Below are 24,032 nucleotides of genomic sequence, written 5' to 3' on the forward strand. Positions count from 1 at the left end.
ATCATGAAAAAACTACTGCCCACCTCCACCGCCGGCAGCCTGCCCAAGCCTTCGTGGCTTGCTCAGCCTGAAAAACTCTGGTCGCCTTGGAAACTGCAAGACGACGAGCTGATCGAAGGCAAACAAGACGCCTTGCGCCTGGCGCTGCAAGAACAACAGCACGCGGGCATTGATATCGTCAGCGACGGCGAGCAAACCCGTCAGCACTTTGTCACGACGTTCATCGAGCATCTCGACGGCGTCGATTTCGAAAAGCGCGAGACCGTCCGGATTCGTGATCGCTATGACGCGAGCGTGCCGACCGTCGTGGGCGCCGTCAGCCGTCAAAAGCCGGTGTTCGTTGAAGACGCCAAGTTCCTGCGTCAGCAAACCAAGCAACCCATCAAGTGGGCGCTGCCAGGCCCCATGACGATGATCGACACGCTGTACGACGCCCACTACAAGAGCCGCGAAAAGCTGGCATGGGAATTCGCCAAGATCCTGAACCAGGAAGCCCGCGAACTGGAAGCCGCAGGCGTCGACATCATCCAATTCGATGAGCCGGCATTCAACGTGTTCTTCGACGAAGTGAACGACTGGGGCATTGCCACCCTGGAACGCGCCATCGAAGGCCTGAAGTGCGAAACCGCCGTGCACATCTGCTACGGCTACGGCATCAAGGCCAATACCGACTGGAAGAAGACGCTGGGGTCCGAGTGGCGTCAGTACGAGGAATCGTTCCCCAAGCTGCAACAGTCCAGTATCGACATCATCTCGCTGGAATGCCACAACTCGCACGTGCCGATCGATCTGCTCGAGCTGGTTCGCGGCAAGAAGGTGATGGTCGGCGCCATCGACGTGGCGAGCGACAAGGTTGAAACGCCCGAAGAAGTGGCCAACACGTTGAGAAAGGCGCTGAAGTTTGTGGATGCCGACAAGCTGTATCCGTGCACGAACTGCGGCATGGCACCGTTGTCGCGGGCTATTGCGAAGGGCAAGCTGCTCGCTTTGAGCGAAGGCGCGGAGATTGTTCGCAAGGAACTGTTGGGCTGATGCTGAGCTGAAGCGGTAAGGGGTGCGAAAGGCTTAAAGCGATAAGAAGCCATCTACGGTTTCACCCAACGCAGCCTTCCCCCCTCACACCCATGAAAAAAGGCGCCTCGGCGCCTTTTTTCGCGATGGAGTCAGTCTGACACCTGATTTCTCTACTGTTCCTTCAGCCCCAACGACTTCATCAATGGGGCGAACAATTTCTTCTCGTCCTGCACACGCGCGGCGTAGTCGGCCACGCTCAGCGGTAGCGCCTCGGCGCCGGCGTCCAGGAACCGCGCCTTGATCTCCGGCCGCGCCAGCACCTTATTGATTTCGCCGTTCATGCGATCGACCACATCATCGCGGGTGCCGGCGGCGGCATAAACGCCGAACAGGCTGTCCGCGAAAACGCCGTCAATGCCGGCCTCAGAAAAGGTTCGTATGTCGGGCGCGACAGCTGCCCGTTGCCGGCTCGCCACCGCCAGCACCTTCAGTTTGCCCGCCTGCACCATGGGAAAAACCGTGGCCGGTCCAAACGCAAAGTCGATCTGGCCCGCGGCCAGGTCTTGTATCGCCGGCGCCACGCCGCGATATGGCGCATGGGTGGCCTGCATGCCGGTAGCCTGCTTGAGCAGCTCGCCAGCCAGATGCGGCGTCGTGCCGTTGCCCGCCGACCCGTAGTTAAGCGGATTGGGCTGTTTGCGGGCGTATTCGACGAATGCTTCGAGCGTATCGACACCCAGCGAGGACCGGACGAACAGGAACAACTGGCTGTTGGCCAACAAGGCGACCGGCCGCAAGTCCCGCTGCGGATCGAACGGCATGCTGGTGAACATCAGCGGGTTGACCGATTCGGTCGTCGATGGATTGAGCAAGAAGGTATGGTTGTCTCCCCCGTTGCGCACGACCTCGGCGCCCGCCAGGTTGCCGCCCGCGCCGCCCCGATTCTCCACGATGACGGTCTGTTTCAATCCCTCGGCCAAATGCGGCTGCACCGTGCGCGCCAGCACGTCCACCAGCCCGCCAGGGGCCAGCCCCACGACCAGGCGCACCGGCTTGGCGGGCCAGGCCTGAGACGGCGTTTGCGCTTGGCTGCCCGTCGCCCAGCCAGCAAGCGCCAGCATCATCACGGCCAGGCAATGTCTACGCAGCAGCATGCGATTCTCCTTATGGGGCGCCACCGCGCGATCCTGCGTACGGTGCGTCAGGTGCCGCACCCCGGTGAACCACCTTGATGCCTCATCGCGGTGGAGCCCTGCATCTGGCGCTTATTCTTCACAAAAGTTTAAGCATAAAGAATCCCGGATAACCCTAGCTATTCACCTTGCGACTGCTGCATCTCGAGATCCGGTACTGCTCGATCCGAAGCGGTAATGTCCGGCGCGGAACGATCCTGACCTTGCCAAACGTGTGGTGGCACAGGCATGCGATAGTGGCGGCAGGCCATAAGGAGAATTGGAGTCAGGTCACTTCGAACGGCGCTTACTCGCTCATCTAGCGGATGCTCTCTCATTACGCGATTCAGTAGATTAAAAACGGCCTCTAACGAGTCCTTGAGTGGCAGACCGGGTACCGACACCCCGTGATCTCGATCTCCGTCCCAGAAAACTTCATCCGTTCGCGCGTCAGGAATCCAGATTTGGTGAGTCATGTGCGGAGCGTGCTCTAACAACGTGCTGCGCAAATGCTCCGCGCGCTCCTGATCTCCTATCATCGCAAGCCAAGCGAGCAGGAAGGTGTAAAGAATCCCAGCACGCGTATGCTCTTGGAAGTATGCGTCGCTGCCGTCTCTGGGATGGGCTAGGACATCTCGATACTCTGTCATCGGCGTCGGATAGTGTCGTCGAATCCTCAGTCCGTAGCACAGGCGGTCGGCCATGCTACGGATGTAATCAGCGACATTGGATAAACGGCCACGCACGCCTGCAAGACGCATGAACAGCGCCAGTTCGATCGTAAAATCAATCGTCACGAACGGGGACGGCGAGCGCCGGGTTCGCGTTCAGCATCCCGATCGCCATGTTGAGCATCTTGTCCGCCTCTTCGCTCATTGTCTGCCCAAACGCCCCATCCTGCCCGGCACTTATGGTATCCATCCATAGTCCGTGGAGAGACAATCTCCCCAGCGTCTCAAACAGCGAGATGTTGATGTCAACCGCATTGCGTGAATTCACAGCCATTGAAAGCGCGTAGCGCTTGTTGGAGAACGGCCCAACCTTCTCCTGGAAAAGGTGAGCGATGATGATGTGAAGCTGCACGACTTGATCGAAATGAGCTAGCCGCTCCTGTCGCGTCGCCCCCTTGCGCAGACGGGTAGTATCGCAGTGGGGCCAACTGCGTAGGAGTACCAGCTCAGATGCTCGATATGCTGCTTCAAGGTTATCGGCGTCGCGAGCCCATACAAAGAGTATCCAAAGGCATAGGTAGGCTTTGCGTAGCTGGCGTGTACGCTCTATCTGGCTCTTCGGCTCAGAGAAGATGACATTGAGCAAGTGACGGAAATGCCGATAAGCGACGTCGGGCTGGTCAAGCATCGCTAGCGCCTTCTGAAACACCCCCCGGTTCTCGCTCTCAATTAACTCTGCACGCAACATGCCACTAAGAATCAGATCCGCGAGACGATCTCCGTTCCACTCGGCGAAGTGAACGTTGGCTTTCTCGTTTTTCCGGCAAAATCCGCTCCACTGAGCGCGAATATCCTCGCGCATCTCGCCGCCCATGCAAACGCATATAACGACGGGCAGATCCGCTAAGTGGGGTGGGATGCGGTTCGGGATATAGTCATCCAGAACCTCGTTAAGCGATGGCCGCACGGCTTGCTGGCCGGTATCCCAATGCTCACGCGTCAAATCGCCGGATTTGATTGTGAACAGGAATAGGCTTCGAGCGCCATCGCGATCTGGATTGGGGCCAACTGCAGCGATGTCGACGCCGGCTTGCCGCGTGCCACGGCGAGGACGGGTTAGTACTTCAAATCCACTCTCAGCCAAAAGATCGGGAAAAATAGCGTCAAGTTCGTCGCGTTCGCGCAGCGAGCGCAGATAATGCATAACGACAAGTTTCATCGCTGTTCTCGCAGCTCAAGCTGGAAATGGACAAGCATATGATCGAGGCCAAACGGGTCAACGATGCTGAGGAGAGGTAACTCGGACGACACGGAAAACGATTTCATCTCGGTCTCGGTGAGATGTGTGGTGCCCTCCCCGGTATGGATCGGCGTCAACGACGATCGGCCATATAGGATGTACTGCTTGGTGATGAGATCATCAAAAATGGATTTCCGACTCCCCTGCTCCATGCTCCGTCCCATCTGCTCATGCCACTGAACTCGCTCCGCCACGCGCTGCATTTCGCTGGGGTGCAGTTCGACTAGGCGTTCAATTTCTTCCATCTCATCCTGAAGCGCTGCCTTACGTGCGAGCAGTTCAGCAAGGTCCAGGGTGCTCTCACCGCCGGCTGCGACGTAGCGCTCAAGGTAGCCCTTCAAGTTGCCTCCATAGCTAACGAGCAAGGGGTGGTAGATCAGTTCGAGGACATCATTTTTGATATCTGGAGACCCATCACGAAGTACAGCTAACGGTATGGCAGCTGCGGCCAGAGGATCAATGAAGAACCATCCAATGGCCTTGCGACAGAGGAATAATTGATCGGATGGAGCTAACGGAAGAGATGACGTGGGGATGGAGAAGGGAGGGTCATCGTTGCCCAGGCTGCAAACTTCGCTGGACAAGCATTGATGGGTGTGCGCACTCCCGTTCAGTAGCCAGTACACAACTGCGCTCCCCAGTACCTCAGGGCCGACATTTTGCAACGCGTGGTAAGTGCTCTGGAACGCGTCCAGCGTAATCCGGCCTTTTGACCGATCGAATAGCTCAGTAAGCAGATAAAACACTTTTTCAGCATGCCCAGCACCCACGAGCTGATATGCGGCATGGTCGAGATGCGAAATCGTGCCTGCGTTAGCTGGGTCAACATCGGCAGCGGCATTAAGGCATAGGTCCATCGCGTTTTCTGTGAGAGCGACGCGATGAATCCACAACAAGTTCGTTGCCAAGTGGATCGCTAAGGAACTCCTCGTCTGAAGGACTCGTTCAAGTTGTTCATCAAAGCCGACCGCTGCAAGTGTGTTTCGCTGTGCAGCAGCGCAATAGCCCGCCTCGAGGGACCGGAGCGCGATGTCTTCATCGTTGCTGGACGCTCCTTGGAGCAGGGTGTCGAGCACCTCACCGTAGCGTTCACCCAGTTCCATGGCACCCAAAGCCGAGATGGCTGCGAGCTTCGCCTCCCGCTCATGTGCTTGCGCGAAAATGAGGCCTTCCTCAACATCAGCGTTCATTAGGAGCACCGTGAATAGTTGACGCAGAGCCAGGCAATCGCCGGTACGTGCTGCTTCGTAGATCCTGGAAGATCTAACTGGGTTCTTCTTCGTCCATTCCCCAAAAGCGGTACTAGGGGCACTAGCAACCAGATCGTTGCCGCCCGCATCGCGCAGGCGCGCGATAAAGGCAAGAAGGACGTCCTGATCTACGTTCAGAAGGGGTATCAGATCGCAGAGAACATGCTGTACGAGGAAGAAGCGCGGTCCTTCCAACTCCGCCAGCGATTCTTCAACACGAAGGTCAATCGGTGGCCCATCGCTAGCGTTCAATATGGTTGCAAGTGTCTTGAGCAACGCATAATGGTTATCATCCCGAAGCCGATACTTCCGGTCCGCAAGAGTACCAACCAAGCCCCGTGTGCGGAGCTGCGTAGCCAATTCTCTTTCGTCTGGCGGTATCTCCACTGTTGCTATTGGCCTACCCATTGAATCCTTTGCTCCCAAAAGAGCTTCACTTCCACTCTGCGATCACTAAGCGGATAAAGCTCTTCCAAATCAATGCATTGGAACCCATAGTGCCCGACCATATAGGACCATGGCGTGAGACTACATTTACGCAACGTGCAAATGCAGCACATTGACCACCGAACCAAAGTTCGAATAATACCTCGTCACTCAAACCCCACAATCGACAATCGCCGCCCAAAATGAAAAGAGCGCCGAAGCGCTCTTTCCCTTTACTTCAACACCTGATGAACAGGATCACTCCCACTCGATCATCAACAGATCACGTAGACCCGCATGGTTAAAGGGATTGGCTTTGATTGACATGGAGCCTTACCGTCGTTTTTACCGTCAGCCCTGCAACTGATGCGGGAAATGACGGCAACTTGCGAGGGAACCACTCTAACAAGCTCATTATCAATCAGAGTCTAGGATAGCTGAAATCTGGCCCGCCGACAGCAAGCATTGGATAAGTAGGAGAAAGCTCTATTGCACCTATCTTGTCTCATTTGATGCCATACCAACAAAGCGTCACCTGATCTATCTCGCACTACCCTCAAGCACGAGTATGGTGTTATTCAGCCGACGCAACAGATCATCGTAGGTAACGATGTCCATGATGTTGGCGTACTTACGCTTGATCACTTCGAAATCTAGGAGCTGACCTCCGCTCATCCCCGCGCCGCCGATCTCATCACGGCCGACAATGATCGTGGCTTTGGGATTGGATATGCGGATCCTCATACCCTCCGGCAGTTCGTGAGCATATTTTTCCGTCAACGTCAGTTCACCTTTGATGCCCCATTTCGAAAGATGGAAGAGGTATTTCTCGGCTTGCATTATGCTACCGCTCAGCTCCGCAGTAGGAATACTGTTGCCTCGATACTGGCCTCTTCGGAGGATCTTATCCTCGAACGGTTTCTTTACCTCAATTACATCAAGATTTCCATTTGCATCGATGAGAGCTATGTCGATGTAGCGGTTGGTCTTCTTATTGGGATCGCTATAATAATCGTGGATAGTAACATTCTCAAGAATCTTAATGTACTTCGGGAACAACAGAAGCAGGACAGACATCATGAGCGACTGCCATTCGCGCTCAGAGATATCTAACTTCGTCTCTAAGGCATCAACTATCAGATTTCTGATCAGGATGTACTTCTCAATCTCCATTTTCTTGAGTTCTTCGAGATCGAATGTTGGGCCGGTCTTGCCGGCCAATTTTTTGTTAAGGTAGTTTTCGTAGCGGCTCCGAGCATCCTTCATGCCGTCCATGTACTGTGACAGAACCGTCGTCACACGAGCGTCCGCGTAGCGGTCCAGCTCGTATGTGTTCGGAAACTTGGCCTGCAATTCCCTGAAAACGTCCTTCGGAATGGCGTCGTTTCGAGAGCCACCGACGATGATCGGATTCGAATGATTCAAGAGGCTCGCGAGCCGGCCGAATATGGAGACATTTCGTTCCGCGGCGAAAAGCGTCCTCTTGAATTCCGACTCGATCTCAATCAGTACGTCGTTGTCAATTCCAAGCTTGCTACCGGCTATCCTGACGTAATCATTTTCATAAGCACCGAAACGAAACCGATAGGTAAACTCATTAATGTTGGAATTAGACTTCGGCGGTTTATTAATCAGATCTTCGGTTTCGAAATAGAAAACGCTAGAGATAATTACCTGTCCCTTGGTCTGCAGATCTTCGCGAACCCAGGCATTGCCGCCACGGTCGGCTTGATACTCGAAAATGAGACCTTTATCTGTGTGCACGAACTTAATCATCTTCCCTCTTGGAGGTATCCATTAACTGCATCTGGCTTCCTGCTGAGCGCGGCCGCCGGCCTTACCTTGCCGCTGCTGAAAGAGACGGAGCCCTTGATTGCGCTTGCGCAATCTTCTTCTCACGCTAGAGCGGCCACATTTGTACTAGCCGCCGTGATCTATCTTGCTGCAATCTGGTTCACCAACCCGCGCCGAACGACGACTCGAGAAAATTGACCATTGAAACTGGCGTGCGCTGAAGCGTTCAATGCGACAAACATCGACCACCGCCTTGTCTCCCAGACCGGGAAATTGAAGCTCACGCCCAGCGAGCGATGCAAGCTCGAATCAGATGAGTCCGAGACGGCTGGACAGTGAAAGGGCACGCACATTCTGTTGCCCCACCAACCAATCGAGCATTCTACGAAAAGCTGCAAAAATCTCCTTTGAGGATCTGATCTTGTGTTCCTCCCGATTCCAAGCTTCGCTGAGCAACGCCGCCAGTCTGTCGTGCGCAACGGACGCGCCACCTATCCCGACAAGTCCATCCCGCTGGATCATCTCATCGATCCACAGCAACGCTTCCAGGCGCAGCGCAATTGCGGCGGGGCCCGCAAGCCAGCCAGCAAAAACAGCGAGACGTTCGCCGTTAAGCGGTGCTTTCTGCATCCAGAGTCGGAAAACATCCAGAAGACTCCGGACTATCGGTTCGTGTTTGGCTTGCCAGGCCGGCCGGCAGACGAAATTCAACCCCAGCAACGCATCCCAGACCGCCTCGCGCGACCGCCAGACTTTCGCCTCGCCGGTCGACCCGAGCGCGTACACAGATATGCCACGAACAGTGTCAACGTAGTGCTTTGACACTTCATCAGCGATCAGTGCGGATCGATGCATTGCCGACATCAAGGTCTCTGGAAAAGCATGCCAGGCGTTCGGCAGATCAAATACCGGTCTCCACAACAAATGCGGCTCATCATGAGCCTCGCACTGCAACAGGACCACACCCAGGTTCTCGAGGATCCAGGTATCGTCATCCATCTCGTAGTACTGTTGGCGTGCCGCGGCCCGTTTTGCGACAAAGCTCGCCGCGTCCTTCCAGAACTGGACGATGCTCCCCCGCTCGCCTGCGCTCTCCGCATGGTTCGGTAACGGTAGCCACGTATGCGCGGAACGCACGACATCCAGGTCGAGCGCTGGATGTCCCCATTCAATTCGCTTTGCCTCGATAACGGGAAAGTGATCGGCGCTCTCGTATGCTTGCCAGGGAACGAGTTCGGCAGGCAGCGCCCCCGAGACGAATGCTTCGATCTCGTCCATGACCCAAGTTTCAATTTGCTGCCACAACTGCCCCAGCTCTGATTCGTCTACGCCAAAATGCTGGGAATGTTGCAAGAACAACTGGCAGCGCACTTTAAGAAATGCGGCATCCATCGCCAGTCTACAGAGACGCCAGAAATCGTCACCGATTCTGGAGCGAAACGGTGCGCACGCCTGGAACAGGGTCTCGCGCATTGCGAACTTCTGCAGCACCAGTACCATCTGGGCGACCCACTCGCGCAGATCAGGATTGTTGAGGTTTCGAATCCATAGCCTGGCAACCGACTCCGCCATAAAACATTCCCAGGATAGCGTGGAAAGACTATCGCCGATGTCGATGGTTCGCTGCGGCTGATCGTTCCAGAGCGCCAGCAATGTGCGCGTCATCCAGCCGTACCTCGACTCGTCTTCGGCGCACCAGTCCGAATGGCGCAACAGTACCGCAATACAGCCGCTGACCGCGTTGTCCCACTCATCGCCAAGGGTATCCGCCGCCGGAAGCGAAGGCCGCCCCTCTTCTGCGAGAGACCTGCAGAGTTGCCACCAGGCTTCGAGCTGCGTTTGATCAAGCATGTCGGGCGAGTCAAGGATCTTCCGGCATCGCAATGCGATTCTCACGAGCTCGGCTCGCTTCATCACGTCATCGTATTCGGATAGTTGCGCACTCCCGGATGCGCGACTGCCGAGCGCATCCTGGGTGGCGCGCTCGATACCCTTTACGCGCCATTCCGGATCCAGAAATCCGATGAGTTGAGTTCTTATCGAGGCGACAAGCGGGTCATGATCGCTCACCTGTATCCACTGCTCCCTTACTCGGGCAAGGTATTCGAGCGGCACCAATTTGGCTTCGACCATCCCGGCGAAACAGGTTCGCATATCGGTCTGTCTGTGCGGGAGAGCGTTAAACGTCAACGCCATGTCCATCACGAATTTTGGCGGACGTCTAAGGCCCACCATCGTTAGATGCGTTCGTCCCTTTGTCCCTTTTTCTATATCCCACAGAAAGATAGCCGCGTCAGACAACAACGGTCTGAGCGGCCCGAGAAACAACGCTGGCTTTCGCTTGCCCACATCCGCAAGAACGCCGAGTACCGCAGCACTCGAGCTTTTTGCAAGAATCGCTTCCAGCCTGGCCGAAATGTCTTCGCCGGCTTCAATATTCATATACAGATATTGCTCAAGCGCCATCAAGGCAATCGTCACGACCCTTGATGAACGACCTGCACCCATGCTCCAGAGAAACACGTGTCTGTTGCCATAAAACGGCTTCAGGCCGTGATCCATTACGAGCGTCAAGGCCTCCTGACTTTCCGCTCCATCTCCTTGGTCTACATCACGAGCGTCGTCATGCGACAGGGCCTCGCCAGTCGTCAAGTCAACGAGACGAACGATCAGTTCGAGGCCCTCGTCAAAGTTCAGGCCCAGACACATTAAAAACGGTCCATAAAGATAAATCGTGGGCAACCAGCTCATGCGTTCAAGAACCGGGCTGTCGCGCCGTCTGCGGTCAAACTCGATGACCGGAGACCTCGTGGGAGAGCTCAACAGCGTGGCAAGGATGACTTCTCGTGCGAGCGCCGGTCGTGCGCTGAAGAGCTCTTTAATACCTCTTCCGTCGAGAACGGCGCGTCGGAACGCCTCGTCGACCTCCATGCGCGGGCCGTCAGGCCACGGATGCGGCGCGTCATCGACCGGCGCCTCCTGAGCGCGCCCGCACGCTTCCAGTGCGAGCACCTCGACTTCGTCCGGGAACTCGCCTGCGGCCAGTAGCATGCAGCGGAATAGCAAACACCGTTCGTCCGCACAAAATGTGGGCTTCCCTCCTTTAACCCCGGCGATCGCGCATTTGCCGAGCGCCACCCCAAGCGCTGCCGCTTCGCTGCGTGCCCCAGCCTCCGCGGGCGCGCTTTCAAGCCACATTACGACGAGTTCGGAAACCTTGGGTGCCTGCGACGCAAGGATAGCCAGCCGATGCTCATACAAAAATTTGATGACCTCGGGCCAGACCGGGTGCCCCGGCACACGGTCAACGAGGCTTAGATCCGCTCCCTTTTTATTTTGTGTAGCCTGGAATGCCTGGGCGAGTCGTCCCGAACCCGTTGCAAAAGCAAGAAACCGCGTGAGCAGGCGATTGAGTAGCGCACCGTCCTGTTCCAGCAAAACGGGCAACAGTGCATTGAGATTTTCATGAACATTGCCCGAGTACAACGGACCTTCCAGAAATGCGTCTCTCGCACCGATATGGCGGCTCTCGCCGAGTGAAGCCAGAATGGCCTTCCACTCGCCAACGCCTTCCGGCTGCTCAATCACCGCTGTACCGAACAGACGCAGCGCGCGCTGCCACAGCGGGGAATCACCCCGGTCATGCAGATAACCGGCGAGATCATCCCGACGATTACGCAATGTTCGCAACCGCGCCCAGTCACCGTAGAGATCATGGGAGAACGCAAGCCTGTCGTTTGCGACGGTCTGGCAGATCTGATCTACCTGCAAGGACGGCAACGCTGAAAGATCGGAAGCGTTAAAGTCGTCAACGGCAACTGCGGAGACCAGTTGATCGGCCTGGCGCTGGGCAAGATCGCGGACAAACCGCCCTCTGGCGACATGGTCGCTTCCCCTGCTGACTTCGACGTCCCAAAACCAGCCCGCAACGCTAACCTCGCTAACCCATTGAGCCCCGGAGACCACCAGTCCTTCGCGGATTTTTCGTGCAACAAGATCCAGCACCTTCAAATTGAGCAGGAGCCTTGCCACGCGCGGTTGCTCAAGCAGACTCGCAAGGGCGGGAATCGAATCGATGACGGGAGTCAAATCGTCGGCAACCAACGGTTCCAGCCCCACGGTCGCTATTGTTTCTGCCACCCCGAAAGCGGCAAGGCGCTCCGAAACACGCGTCCACTCAGAAGACTGGCAAGGAATCAAGATCCGCCATCGGGTAGCCGGGGCAACCTGCCGGGATATCCGTATGAGCGTGACGGCGTTGCGAAAGGCCGCGTCATTGTAGATGCGGTCCAGGCCATCCACGATCAGAACCGGTGTGGCTGACAATGCCTTCGCAAACAGCTCCCTGAGCGGGTAGCCCAACTTCAACGTTGCTTCAAAAGCACTCAGATCGTTACACTCCAGCGAGCGGGCATCCACCCAAACCGCCTGTTCGCTGCTTTGCATGCGTTTTTCGAACACCTTGCGAGCAAGGACAGACTTTCCCGTACCGGACGCGCCAAGGAGCGCGATCACCTCTGCTGATGAAATCGCGTTTTCGACAAGATCGAGTGTCTGAGCGCGAGGAAGCTCCACGACACCACCGATCTTGTTTGCCACACTCGTGGCATTCTGTGCCGATACGCCATCGAGCTTGGCCCAGTCAGCGATGTAGTCAGGGCTTTCGGCAAGTTCGAAGTCATTGCGCAGTTGGCCGACCAGATCTTCCAGCGTTATCGCGCCGGCAACCTGTCTGCAGTTATCGGCGATCCGGCAAAGCCGGTCCCACAGCTTTTCACTGTCCGCATTGGAGCCACTCCGAACGCACAGCGAACACAGCCACAAACTGCGATCGAGTGAGGTAGACACCGCGCTATCAAAATCGCAGTGAATGAATCGCAGTTGTTTAAGCAGTCTGGCAGTCTCTTCCCTGGAAGGCGGAGAGTTGACGTTCAATGACGACGGACAGTGGAAGCTGGCGAACATGCCACGCTCGTTTTCGTTGGCCCATTTCGGTGTATCCATGTACGCTGGAAACTTCTGGGGATCCGCAGGCAACAGCTTTCTCGACAAGCCCTCGATGGATTGCCTGGCTGCGTCTGAGGGCGGCGCCGTCACAAGCACGAGGTAATCTTCCGCCTGATTGAAGACCCGTGAACCGATATGGAGCCATTGCTCCCAGATTGACTCCACGAAATCGCCCGGTGCGCCCGCCGCCGTGAACTGAGCGTTGCTCTTCACGGATAGCGCGAAGCTGTGGGTGGACGCAGCGCTCCGTGAGCTCACTAATGCATCGTCAAGAAACCACCCGCCCGGGCGTGTCTGGAAATCAACCTTCACTGGCACGCCAAGACGCGTATCCAGAAATGGGCGTTTCGCTAACATGCACGCAAATATCCACGCAACCACCTTACTCTCGAAGACATAGCCTCCTCCACCGGTATTCTTCGGCGCCGCCACGTTTTTTGCCATATTCGCTCGTTCTCCCGAGTTAATTTCTTATTGAAGCCGCAGTCGTCACGCCACGCGTGTCAGATGCGTAGTCTGCGCACGGCAGATATCCAGCGCGCTGCAGATCCCCTAACAACTCTCCCGCCGAGACCAGCTCCGCGAGCACCGCGCGACGGATGAGATCCGTGATGCGGTGATCGGCATGCGTCGTCAGCTCACTCACGTAGTCCGTCAGGTCCGCAGCGCCATACGCCTCCACCACGCGATGGGCAAGCGTTAGCAAGTCCTGCCCCTTGAACGTCGTGATCCGACTGCGCACGCACTTGCGCTTGCTGTTCATCGCCTCGACCGAGTCGCCCTCGCACAGCCCCAAGGCCACGCAAGCGGCAGGCAGCGCAGATGCGCTCACGGCCCACCATAAAGCCTCAGCGATCGCGTCACGCGGCATTTCGAGCGGCGGTGGTCGGTGTGGTTGTTCCATCGATGAATCTGTCTGTTATCGGGGCGCATTCCGGCGGATGACCAGTTGCACCATCGCGAACAACCGGTGGTAGAGGTAATCCACGTGATCGACATCGATCACCGGCGTCTGCTTGAGCTCATGGTGGCGCAAGAGATGTGCATTGCCGACCTGCGTAAGCTCGCGCGCCTCCTTCTCGAGGACTTCGCGGAACGCAGGCTCGAAAGCACTTCTGTCCAGGATCAACTGGGCCGACTTGGCCTTGTTTGCATCGGCCAGGGACTTGATCCGCTCCCAGGTATCGAACAGCCGTTCAAGTGCTTCGCGCCGGATCAAGGGATCCGGATCCGAAAACTTCGTCCGGCTCTCCTCCAGCATCACGTCCAGCGTCCGATCTCCCGTCTGAAAGTACGTCCGCACCAGGGACTCTCCGAGCACGGCCGGCAGCAAGCGGCGGATGTCGCCGTCCTCTCCCAATTCATAGGCCATGCCGTTGCGAGCGAGGATCCGGTTCACACCGGCGCGGAACGCTGCTCGCCCGGCCTCGATATCGAACGTGAGGTGGTGGTGTCGGTGATATTCGTGATGCCAGCCGACGACAGGCAATGCCACCTTGCGCCACACGAACTCCACGCAGTCCAATGCCAGTAAGGTCGGCGGCGCCCAAAGCTCTCGGGTGCGCGGGAAGCTTTCCTCATCGATCCGCTCGGTCTGCAGTGGCCATGACAGGCCGTGAAGTTCGACCTCGATCGCGCTTTTCAGGTCGGCGATTTCGTTGCCGCAGATTGCCTGCCCGTCCCGGCACCGCTCCGGGAAGCTGGCCCCGAAGGCGCCTCTGCTCGCCAACGACGCCGCAAGCGCCACGATACCGGCCCACGTCAAATGGCTTATTTCCCGTACGGTTCTGGCTTTGGGTCCGAGTTCGCGGTCGCTGAAATAGTCGCTCATTGAACATCCTTGGTCGTCTGCATCTTCCGCCCAGCGGCTATCTGGCTCGCCTCGACCCCAGCTTGCGCCTCCCGCGAGCCGTCCTCATGGGCGGCTGCCGTAGAAAAGCGTGGCGCCAAGACATCGAACAGTGTCATTAGCAATGCTTCCAGCCGGGCGATGGTCAGCGCGATCTCCTTGCTGCCCTGGGCAAAGTGCTGGCGAGCGAGTTCATCGACGTCGATGCCGCTGGTGTCCAGTCCGATCGACTGCACGGACAGGAAAAGCCCCAGTTCAGGCGTGCTGAACGCTGCGGCATGGATCAGCTCGTTGCGTGGGCCCTTGTAGCTCTTCACTGCCTGTGCAACCGCCAGCAGCGCAGACAGGAGCTCGTCGTCGCCCAATTGAACCTTTCGCTGAACATACTGGTTTCCGGAAGGGGCCTCGAACTTTTTCCTGTTCAGCAAAAGAGCAGCTCCGACCAGCCGATGGGCCCTGTCCACAAAGCCAATGACGCGCAGCACGAAGTTCTCGTAGTGGTAGCGGTAGATGTCAGGGCTGGGACTGGGCTGCGAACTGAGCTCTGTCACGAAGCCTGCGGTCAGGCGCAGAGCGGCCAACGCGTTGTCCAGTTCCGACGCCCTCTCGAAGACCTCTGCAGCGTAGATCTCCAGAGCCGACGCATGGAAGCGGCGCTTCTCGGATCTGAACGCCGCCAAGCCCCTTACCGCGTAGCTGCTGTAGTGCGGCCGCAGTACCTGCAGCCCCGGGTGATCGCTGAGGTTTCGCGTTTGTTTTTTGAAGTCCATCGTGTGGGGTCGCAGGCCAAGTACTTTTATGAAGGGCTGGGAGATTCGCAGTGGACTGCCGATCGATGAATCCGTCGAAAGCGCGCTGGAGAAACACCAAAAAGTGCCTCGGTTCCATGTGCACACCGCGCGTGATCTGCCGGACGCCCGCATTAAGGGACAGAAATCCGCCCGAGATCGCTGAAACGGACGGATAGTCAAGTGGACGTCCTGGGCGCTGGCGCGAGGGATGTCCGTGGCGTTCGTTCTATGAGGCTCCTCCGAACTGGTCGAGCGCCTGTCGGGAAACGATCACGCCAGCCGCGCCTCGGGCTCAGCAATCAAGCGGCGCGCAGCCGCATTGTGGCGCGGCTGTGCGACCCGTACGCCGTCCTTGGACGCGCCGACGAGTTCGACTACGGTGCATGGCAGCCCTGCCGCATCGAACTTGCGCGCGATGAACTCGCTCTCGTCGCGCTTGTGACTTGACATGATGAGCTGGTAGCCCTCTAGCTCGACCAGATTGCGCATGACATCGACGAAGGCCGCAGCATGGATGATATCGTTGTGCTGGAGTGGGTCGTCAAGCAACAGTGCTCGCCAGCGCGACCAGCGATAAGCAGTGCTGGCGGCGCACAGAATGCTAAAGCCGTTCGCCGCCATCTGTCCTTCGCTGAGCACGAGTTGCGGCGGTAGCGTGGTGTTGTACTGGGCATCATCAACAGCATCCGCATAGCGCAGCTGCATCGCGAGTGATGTGCGCTCGACAGTATGCTTGGCATTGAACTGCACAGTCGCGCCCGGCGTACTCAGCAGCGCTCGATTGAATCCGTCGATCAAGTCGTTAAGCGGCAACAAAAACTGGGTTGAAAAGCTCTCGGCTTCGGCTTGGAGTTGATTGCCATAGGCGACCACCGCGTCCCGGGTGGCTGCGGTTAGCTGGAGTGCCGCGCGCGCCGCTTGCAACTGCTCCTGAAGTTGTTGCGCGCGGAGGACGGGATTGTCCGCGGCTCCTTCCCCACCTTGCTTTTCCAGCATAGCGCGCAGCACGCGCAACTCTTTCTGCGCGAGAAAAGCTTCAAATCCCCGCGACAGCGTATTGGCCTCCTCAAGATGCACGGCCAGGGCGCTGGCTCGTTGACCTAGCGCCGCCTCCCAAGCCTCGATTGCCTGCGAAGATGGTTCACCGTCCATGCTGGCCTGCTGCCAGGCTTCGACTGCGGCCTTGCGCGCGGTCTCGGCGTCGCGGATTGCCGTGGCGATCCGATCACGTTCCGCGACAGCCGTAGCAAGCCGCTCGCGTGCCGCCATTTCCGAGTTGGCGGTGGCGGCGCGCTTGAGGGTCAAGTCCTCCAGGCTTGCGTGCGCATCCTCAAGCAACTTACGCTGCGCAGCAGAGGCAGCGTCGACGGCTTCGATGGTCCACGGCTTTGGGTATCCGACCAAACTCTCATCGATGGTGCGTAGGGTCGTCTCGCACCGAATGCGCCGTTGTACCGCCTTCGCAAGGCGCTCGTCCAGCGACGCCAGCGCCGCGGACAGCGTATCGACGCGCGTTTTGGCTGTACTGACATCGGTCGAGCTGCCGCCAGCATCTCGAATATGTTCAGCGCGAGTGCGTGCAGCCTCGGTCAATCGATCGGCGATCAACGATGAGAGGTTGGTGTCGGCAGTCACTCCCAAACCCTCCGCGATGGCGGCTCGCTCGCTCGCAGATGCCACTTCGGCAGCCTCCGCGGCTGTAGTGGTCGCGGCTTCGGCTGAAATCGACGATTGCGCATGCGTGAGCACCTGGGCTGCGCTCTTCGTACGATCGCATAATGTGTCGAGCGCGCGGACGTCGTCGGCGAGCTGAGCGTCTTGGGCTGCGAGCGCATTGCGCGCGCGTTTCTGGAGTTCGCCTACAGGAAAGCTGCTAGCGCAGACCGGGCAGTGCGTGTCGTCATGACCTATGTGGGCGGCGAGCCCGGACAGGAGCTGGGCGAGTTGCGACGCATCGTGCCGCCGCGCCGCCAGCCTCGCGTCCGCCGTTGCCTCGGCGTCGCGTGCATCGTCGAAGGCGCGCTGCAGCTCGGTCAACTGGCTGCGGGCAAGATCGGCAGCAGCGCTCGCGGCTGTAGCGGCGCTGCGCTGAGTCTGCGAGGCTCCCTCCTGGGCCATCAATGCAGCAGTGCGCGTGGACCAGAGCTGAAGCGTTGCCTGCTCGCCGTCCAGCCGGCTGAGCATCGCGTGCGCCTCATGCGCGCGGACTAGTTCACCCTGCGCACTCGTGATATCCGCCTGGTAGGTGCCGCGCTCAGCTTCCAACGCGGCCTCGTCGGCTTGTGCGGCCTGCCGCTCAGCATCGAGCACGCCGAGCTCGGCGAGCAACGTTCGTATTCGAACGAGTCCGCTATGCTCCGCTTCGTTGCGAGCGACGATCTCGGCCTGCAATGCAGCTACCTGTTCCGCCTTGGTCGACGCAAGCATCGCCTCGCTCACCAGGGTGGTCGCAGTAGCAACGGCAGCACTAGCGGCGACAAGGCGGCTGCCGTCCGGATCTGTGAGCGCGGACGCCTCACGAAATCGCGCCAGGGTAGCGAGAAGGCCGTCGAGGCCGACACGATTCCGCACGACCTGGTGCTGTTCCGCCTCGATGCTTGCACGTGCGATTTTCAGCCGCTCCGTAAAATCCTTCGGTGCGCGATTGCTTGACGGCAACACTTGCTCGATAGCCGAGAGCTTTGCGTCAAGCGTCGCCTCGGTTTCCGCACCCGCAGCCGCTCCACGTGCCTGGAGCTCGGCAAGCCTGGCGGTATTTCCCTGCCACTCCTCGAGCGCCCGTGCGGCAATGTTGACCGCGTTCTCTTCGCGTTCCGCCCGCCGACCAAAGGCAAGACTGGTCGGTCGCCCCCGCAGCGCGGTCCGGATTGATTCGAGCCGGTCGATCCCGCTTGGCCCTTTGAGAGCCTGCCATTGGTCGGATTGGACTCGGCTGGTGAAGCGCTGCTGCGAAGCTTGGCCCAGGAAATGGGTGAAGCCGAGATAGGCGCCAATATCATTGATCTCGGTCCATTTGGGATCCTTGAGCAAGTCGAGCAACGCCCCGGCCGCAGGCTGTTTACGCAACCCACGCACTAAGGGCTCGCCTTCCGAGAAGGTCAGACTTACACGATGCGTTCCGGCCTCGGCGTCGCGCCGGGTGAGGTAATCGCCCTCCTTGAGACGGCCGATATAGTCTTGGAACCGCCTAATGTTGCCGGTAAGGCACCATTCGAGGCCGTCGAAGAAGCTACTCTTTCCAAGGCCGTTGGTTCCGACCAGCAGGGTAAGTCCCGGTCCCGGCGGGACGGGTAGCGTGAATTCACCGAACGTCCGGAAGTCCTTGAGATGGACTTCGCGCAGAAATGTGACAGTCATGATGCGCTCCGCCGCTGCCAGGAGGCAACCACTTGGTCGACGAGGGAATCAGGCTCGATGCCGGGTTCCGTTGCAAGACGGATCCATTCTCCGGCAGTGTCGCGGGGAACTTCGTCAAAGGATGGCGCCTGGCTTACGTTGTCGAGGGGTGCCATCGAGAAAATCGCGTTCGTGATCCACGGCCGGGCAAGGAAGGTGCGCTTAGCAAAATCGGCGAAACTGTGCTCGTCGGCGCTCGCCTCCTGCGGACGCAGCCACACGAGCTTGCGCGCCACACGCTCGTCGCGTTCGACGATGAGGGCTAGCGCTTTCCACCGGTCCACACCCTCGCTGCCGCGCGGGCCAAGCATGATCGCGTGCAGGTCTAGCGTAGCAGCCGGACTCAAATAGGACCTAGCAACGACGCACTGGTTGCGCAAGCGCCGTACAACTTCACCGACTCCCTCCTCGTCGGGCGCCTCGGGAAGCAGCATCAATAGCACGGCATAGCGGCCGATCTGCAGGCCGCGCACATGACTTGGCAAGTCACTGGGCTCAAGCCGCGCCGATGGCGTGTCGCTCCCGCCAGCGAAGACTTGGCCAGCATAGCTCGGCTTAGCTTCGACGGTGAGGCCAAGCTCGGCCGCGAGTCTGCCGAGCAGACCCTCCCCTGCCGCCAGGATATCCCGGGCCGGGGACGATGACGCAACGTCGCTCATGCTCCTAGACCTCCCACTGTTTGGATTGCAGCCCTCATCCGGGCGAAATGCTCTTCCTCAATGTCCCGCAGCAAACCGCTCAGCACCGCTGCGCTGGTCGAGGCAGCTGTGCGAAACTTAGAATCGACCGCCAACATGAGCTTTCCGTCGGTCCCTGGCTGCCCGAGGAGCAGCGTGTCGGCATCGGATCTCCCTAATGATCTGTTCGCATCAGCAATCACCGCCGGCGGGACCGACTGCATAGGCAACAAGACGAATTCCGTGGTCCATGCGTGATGCAGCGCGATCAAGGCCATCTCTTCGCCGTCGATATAGCTTGCCGCGCAAGCATGACCGGTCCGTCCCGTTCCATTTGCATCGCGGGCGAGATTGCCTGGGTGGACGCCACTTGGCCCCGTAACCTGCCAAGCAGTTGCCACCGCGAGCGCTACCGCACACGCCCGAACGATCGACGGAAGCAACAGGGGGCCTGCGAGCGCCGATGCCTCGCCAGCAGCCCCTAGCTCATCTTTGGCGCAAACCGCCAAGCCAAGAAAGCGCGTCAACAAGGCGGGATCGCCTTGAAATCGCTGGAACCAACTCTGCCATATCGGGGCCATTTGCTGCCGAAGATCGGCAGCGGCTGCGAACGACACAGCACGCCCGGGATCCTCGCCCTGTGCGATGTAGCGTGTCAGGTGACGATGCACCGCATCGAGCAGCCACCGATCGAGGGAGCGATTGATGTCCGCCGCAAGATGATCCGGGGGCATCGTCACCGGATTCAAGATCGACGTAAGGCCGCCCAAGGCGCTGAGTCGCGGTGGCTGCAACCCACCCGCACTCGACGAATTACTCGACAGCGCGGATAGGAAAGGTTTCCAGCGTGCGACGTCGCAGAGAAGATCCACGCGCGGCGCGTGGATTGTCAGGCGCGCCACGGCGTGTGCAAGTTCCGACCCCAACGGGAGCGGGGCATCGATAACAGTAAAGTCGAATTGCGAATCGCCGTCGGACCAGAGCATAGCGACGTCCGAAAGTGCCACATCACCGCTCCATCTTGCATCGTCTCCGATCAGCCATAGCTTGCCACTACGCGGCATGGCAGCGATTACAGCTTCGTATTGATAGCGTGGCGGCAGCAATTTCGCTCGGGCAGCAAGCTGTTTGAAATGAGCGTGGGTCGCGGGGCACAGCTTGGGGGCGATGCTATCGGCGCGGAACTGCCGAACCCACGCCTCGTGCTCGGCTGCGTAGTCAGCAAGGAGGTTCGCGAACGGCTGACGAATCATGTCGCGACCGGGACCGCGACGCGCGATCAGATAGTCGGCGACGACGGACCTCGGACCGCATTCAAAGCGTCGCGAGCCATATCTGTCGCCGTGCTGCGAAGGTACCAAAATCACATCATTGGAAACAATATGCTCGAAATTCTGCGCGATCGGACGCGCACAGGCCTTGCGTAGCAGGTACACGGCAAACCGGTTCAGTCGCGCCGTCCTAATCGAGAGAAGCTCCGGCTCCCGCGTTTGAAGGAAGAGTTGGACGCCCGGTCGCAATCGACGCTGCATGTCATCGACTAGCCCGAGAGCCTCTGCTTGGTCGCCAACGGCTTGATCGTAGGCCGCGATGAAGTTGAACCCTTGTCCGTTCGCTTCAGCCGCAAGGGCCTGCTCGTCGATTTCCAGAAAGGCATTTCGCAATGCTTGAACGCCGGCGCGCTGAGCGATGCCGCGAACGATGTCATCGTGTCGGAAGGTAGCACTGGCGGATGCGATCAGATCGATCAACCCGCCATCGCCATTGCCACTGACTAGAAACGACGGCCGCGGGTTGCCGCCAATCTCTGCACCTGGCACACCAGCGTCGCTCCAATAGCTGGCCGTCTCAGTTTGCGAGATCGCGAATTGAGGCTCGACTCCAAAGCCGATCGCTAGCACAACGACGTCGACCTCCTGACTCCCGAGCTCACGTCCACCGCCTTGCGCCTCCCGCTCGAAGGCCACGATAAAGCGAGCAGCATTGGGGGTAATCGATGTGACCTCGTGCCGCTCGTTGACGGTTAGACGCCCTCCGGTGGAGGCTTGGACCTCACTAAATTCGCGCAGCACAGCGTTGCGTACGTCGGTGGCCGAACCCGAGCGCCAGTCCAGAATCGGAAGCTGGGCGGGCTCATGGTCTGCATCTGGATTGGGCCAATCGTATATGTGCGGATCCAGGCGGCGCCGTTGCGTGTCACCCTGCAGCGGCAGCAAGTGGTGCGCCTTTTCAAATAGATAAACGTCGGTCCCTCCTTGCAACGCAAGGGCGGCAGCGAACGTGATTCCGGCGGCACCGCCGCCGATCACCGCGACGCGGGCGTTCGCCGGGAGCAAGTGTTCAAGCTGCAGGGCATAGGCGAGCTCAAGCGCACGAACCTGCTGCGAATAGAAAGTGATGCGTGTGTCGTAGATTCCGAGCAGATAGATTCCCGGATGAGCCGCAGTCCGCGCGCCAGCGATGATATCGGCGGGGGTCAGCACGCCGACTCGACAGATCCGAAGGAAAGCGGCGCGCTGAAACGGAGCCGCTGCTGACTTGACGGCATTGGCAGGGGGCGCACAAACTTTCTTGCCGATGTCAGCAAAGATCGCTGCCACATGACACGAACCCCCGAATGCAAGGTGCACGACCTTGCGCACGAGTCCTCACCGATCACGCAGCGCGAGCCGCGACGCTGCTTACCGTGCGCTTTCGCCGTCAACGTCTTCGCCATCCCCGCCCTTCCCTAGCCTGTTCAAGCCGATACATTCTCAAGCCACTCGCCAATATGCAAGCTACAGCCCCTGTCCTCTGAAGCTCTTTATAACCAATGTAACATATTAACGCATGGTGACGAGAGACATGATCTCTGGGGACATGCGCTGAATGATCAGCATCGCGCCTTGAATTTGGAAATCCACCGAGCGGACCCAATGGCCAACAAGACCTCAGGTGTTCTGGAGATTTTGGTGGTGCAGTAAGTCAGATGTTGCATTGACCGAAGACCTGCCATGTCTTGCTCAACACCGTCCGCGATGTCACGGGATTATCCGAATTGCCTAACGGAACGCAGCGACCAGTTCGGAACTGCTGCTTGGCACTCGGTCGTGGCTAAGCGCGTTGAGCTGCTGTTACTTCGCAAATTCGCGAAAATCTAGGAAACTCCGATGCAATACGATGCACCTTGCCTGGCTACGACACGACCCGCTCGCCCACTCCATCATCAACAGGCCACCTAAACCCGCGTGGTTAAAGGGTTTGGCTGTGATTGACATAGGGCCATACCGCCACTTTTACCGTCAGTAAATTACGCCCTTTGAGGCGGGATTCGGGGTGACTTGTGGAGCGCCGATCTATCGACAACCAGCTTCAATCATACCTAACATGCGACAAGACTTCAGGCCATACCGCACTGTGCTGTCCAGGAAATTACCGGTAACAGCGAGGCCTGAGTTGTCAGCTCGTTGGAACGCCGTTACGACAATGGCCCTTTACGGCGCTTCGAAGCCCCTCTTCACTCCGTACGATGGTCTTGCTTGGGTTCTGCCAGTGGGAAAAACAGCGCACACTCTACTCACGTTCTGGCTGATGGGCTCCAAACATGGCTGCCGCAGACCCCGGGGCCTAGCGGATCAGCGCAGACCCTTAAGCTCGCGGTGAGCCGGAAACTCATCTAGAGTTGCGTCGACCAGACTCTCGCGCGAGATACCACCGCCGCCGCCCAGGGAGATCAGGCGAAGCGCGGCGAACCACTGCGCCCTTCCATTGCCGCTCAACCTGAGGCGCGAAACGTCACCGCCCGCTCGCAGCCAAATGTCCTGGTCCATAGGGCCGAGCGGAAAGAGATCTGGCATGATCTGCTCAAGGTCGCGGTGGCGCTGGTCGACGCTTGGCGAGATCGATTTGGTGCCGCCTTGCGCGAGTGCGATGGAGAAATTTTCTTCCAGGTCGCTCGCCTTGAACACTGGATGCTGCCTTCCGGGAACGGATTGCCTTACCGTCTCGGACACGTAGTTGAACAGGTCGAATACCCGGATGGTACCGTCGCTAGCGGCGGTGGCGGCGCCCTTGAGACCGGAAAGCATTGCGGTCGTGAACACGCTGTTCCGCTCGTGCCTGAACGCCAAGGACGTTTCTGTCGCGCGCGACGATGCGAGCACGACCCGGCCGGTACCCCGCGCCAGTTGCTGTAGCGACTTCTCGGTGAACCCTTCGTCGATCCCCTCCTCCTCGTGCTCGTCCAGGCCAGACTTGAGGGTAGCAGTCCCGGCGGCATGGCATGCGTCTACGACGAATATGACCCGCGGTGCCTTAATGACGGCGATCGCGGCGGACAGTTCGGCCTCGCCGAGCGTCGTTCCCGCAACGTCCGTGAGCTTGCAATCATAGGGGACGAGCGCACTCGTCGCGGCGCCCCCTTTGCCGATCCGCGTGCCGTGGCCCGAAAAGAAGATCGCGACGGTATCGTCGGCGGTCGCAGTCGCCGCGAGGTCAGAGAGCGCTTTGCGAATGTTTTCGAGCGTGGCTGCATCGTCGGTAAGGACAGTGACGTTCGCCTCCGGATAGCCGCAATACACGGACGACTTGAGGATCGCGGCAGTGTCGAGTGCGTCGTTGAGCACAGCGAGGGGAAGACTATCGACTTCCTCATAGTTGGCTACGCCGATGATCAGCGCGCGGCCTTTGTCGAATTTCATTCAGAA

14 protein-coding genes are annotated in these 24,032 nt (G+C 58.7%); 1 reads left to right on the forward strand and 13 read right to left on the reverse strand.

Translation table 11 applies throughout. The annotated features are described in order from the left end of the window. The first annotated feature begins 3 nt into the window (after positions 1 to 3). A complete protein-coding gene (locus AC1DB0_RS02030; protein ID WP_054425507.1) occupies positions 4 to 1,032 on the forward strand; it encodes a methionine synthase in 1,029 nt (342 codons plus the stop codon). Positions 1,033 to 1,184: 152 nt separating this feature from the next. Here AC1DB0_RS02030 and AC1DB0_RS02035 read toward each other — a convergent pair whose 3' ends face one another. From AC1DB0_RS02035 to AC1DB0_RS02095, 13 genes are all read right to left on the reverse strand, one after another. Beyond that, positions 1,185 to 2,168, reverse strand: coding sequence for a Bug family tripartite tricarboxylate transporter substrate binding protein (locus tag AC1DB0_RS02035; RefSeq protein ID WP_476756707.1), 984 nt, complete (start codon positions 2,166 to 2,168; stop codon positions 1,185 to 1,187). Between the two features lie 158 nt (positions 2,169 to 2,326). Then, entirely contained in the window at positions 2,327 to 2,983 is a 657-nt protein-coding gene (locus tag AC1DB0_RS02040) for a hypothetical protein (protein ID WP_476756706.1), read from the reverse strand. Beyond that, positions 2,973 to 4,076 carry a hypothetical protein gene (locus tag AC1DB0_RS02045; protein WP_476756705.1) on the reverse strand — a complete coding sequence of 368 codons (1,104 nt, stop codon included), beginning with the start codon at positions 4,074 to 4,076 and terminating at the stop codon, positions 2,973 to 2,975. Before AC1DB0_RS02045 ends, AC1DB0_RS02040 begins: the two co-directional genes overlap by 11 nt. Then, a complete protein-coding gene (locus AC1DB0_RS02050; protein WP_476756704.1) occupies positions 4,073 to 5,767 on the reverse strand; it encodes a hypothetical protein in 1,695 nt (564 codons plus the stop codon). The genes AC1DB0_RS02045 and AC1DB0_RS02050 overlap by 4 nt, the downstream gene beginning before the upstream one ends. A 606-nt stretch (positions 5,768 to 6,373) precedes the next feature. Then, on the reverse strand, positions 6,374 to 7,609 hold the full coding sequence (locus tag AC1DB0_RS02055) for a Shedu immune nuclease family protein (RefSeq protein ID WP_476756703.1): 1,236 nt from the start codon (positions 7,607 to 7,609) through the stop codon (positions 6,374 to 6,376). A gap of 327 nt (positions 7,610 to 7,936) precedes the next feature. Next, positions 7,937 to 13,078, reverse strand: coding sequence for an ATP-binding protein (locus tag AC1DB0_RS02060; protein ID WP_476756702.1), 5,142 nt, complete (start codon positions 13,076 to 13,078; stop codon positions 7,937 to 7,939). Between the two features lie 19 nt (positions 13,079 to 13,097). After that, positions 13,098 to 13,538, reverse strand: coding sequence for a hypothetical protein (locus AC1DB0_RS02065; protein WP_476756701.1), 441 nt, complete (start codon positions 13,536 to 13,538; stop codon positions 13,098 to 13,100). Between the two features lie 15 nt (positions 13,539 to 13,553). Beyond that, the gene (locus AC1DB0_RS02070; protein ID WP_476756700.1) at positions 13,554 to 14,465 is read right to left on the reverse strand and encodes an AbiJ-NTD4 domain-containing protein; all 912 of its coding nucleotides are present in this window, start codon (positions 14,463 to 14,465) and stop codon (positions 13,554 to 13,556) included. Then, positions 14,462 to 15,253 carry a hypothetical protein gene (locus tag AC1DB0_RS02075; RefSeq protein WP_476756699.1) on the reverse strand — a complete coding sequence of 264 codons (792 nt, stop codon included), beginning with the start codon at positions 15,251 to 15,253 and terminating at the stop codon, positions 14,462 to 14,464. Before AC1DB0_RS02075 ends, AC1DB0_RS02070 begins: the two co-directional genes overlap by 4 nt. 291 nt (positions 15,254 to 15,544) lie before the next feature. After that, on the reverse strand, positions 15,545 to 18,631 hold the full coding sequence (locus AC1DB0_RS02080; protein ID WP_476756698.1) for an AAA family ATPase: 3,087 nt from the start codon (positions 18,629 to 18,631) through the stop codon (positions 15,545 to 15,547). Then, positions 18,628 to 19,329: an ABC-three component system middle component 1 gene (locus tag AC1DB0_RS02085; RefSeq protein WP_476756697.1), complete on the reverse strand. Its 702-nt coding sequence runs from the start codon at positions 19,327 to 19,329 to the stop codon at positions 18,628 to 18,630. Before AC1DB0_RS02085 ends, AC1DB0_RS02080 begins: the two co-directional genes overlap by 4 nt. Further along, the gene (locus AC1DB0_RS02090; RefSeq protein ID WP_476756696.1) at positions 19,326 to 21,989 is read right to left on the reverse strand and encodes an ABC-three component system protein; all 2,664 of its coding nucleotides are present in this window, start codon (positions 21,987 to 21,989) and stop codon (positions 19,326 to 19,328) included. Before AC1DB0_RS02090 ends, AC1DB0_RS02085 begins: the two co-directional genes overlap by 4 nt. A gap of 972 nt (positions 21,990 to 22,961) precedes the next feature. Continuing rightward, complete coding sequence (locus AC1DB0_RS02095; protein ID WP_476756695.1) at positions 22,962 to 24,026, reverse strand: caspase family protein; 1,065 nt, start codon at positions 24,024 to 24,026, stop codon at positions 22,962 to 22,964. Positions 24,027 to 24,032 lie beyond the last annotated feature (6 nt).

The organism is Achromobacter sp. 10T422 (assembly GCF_056394065.1).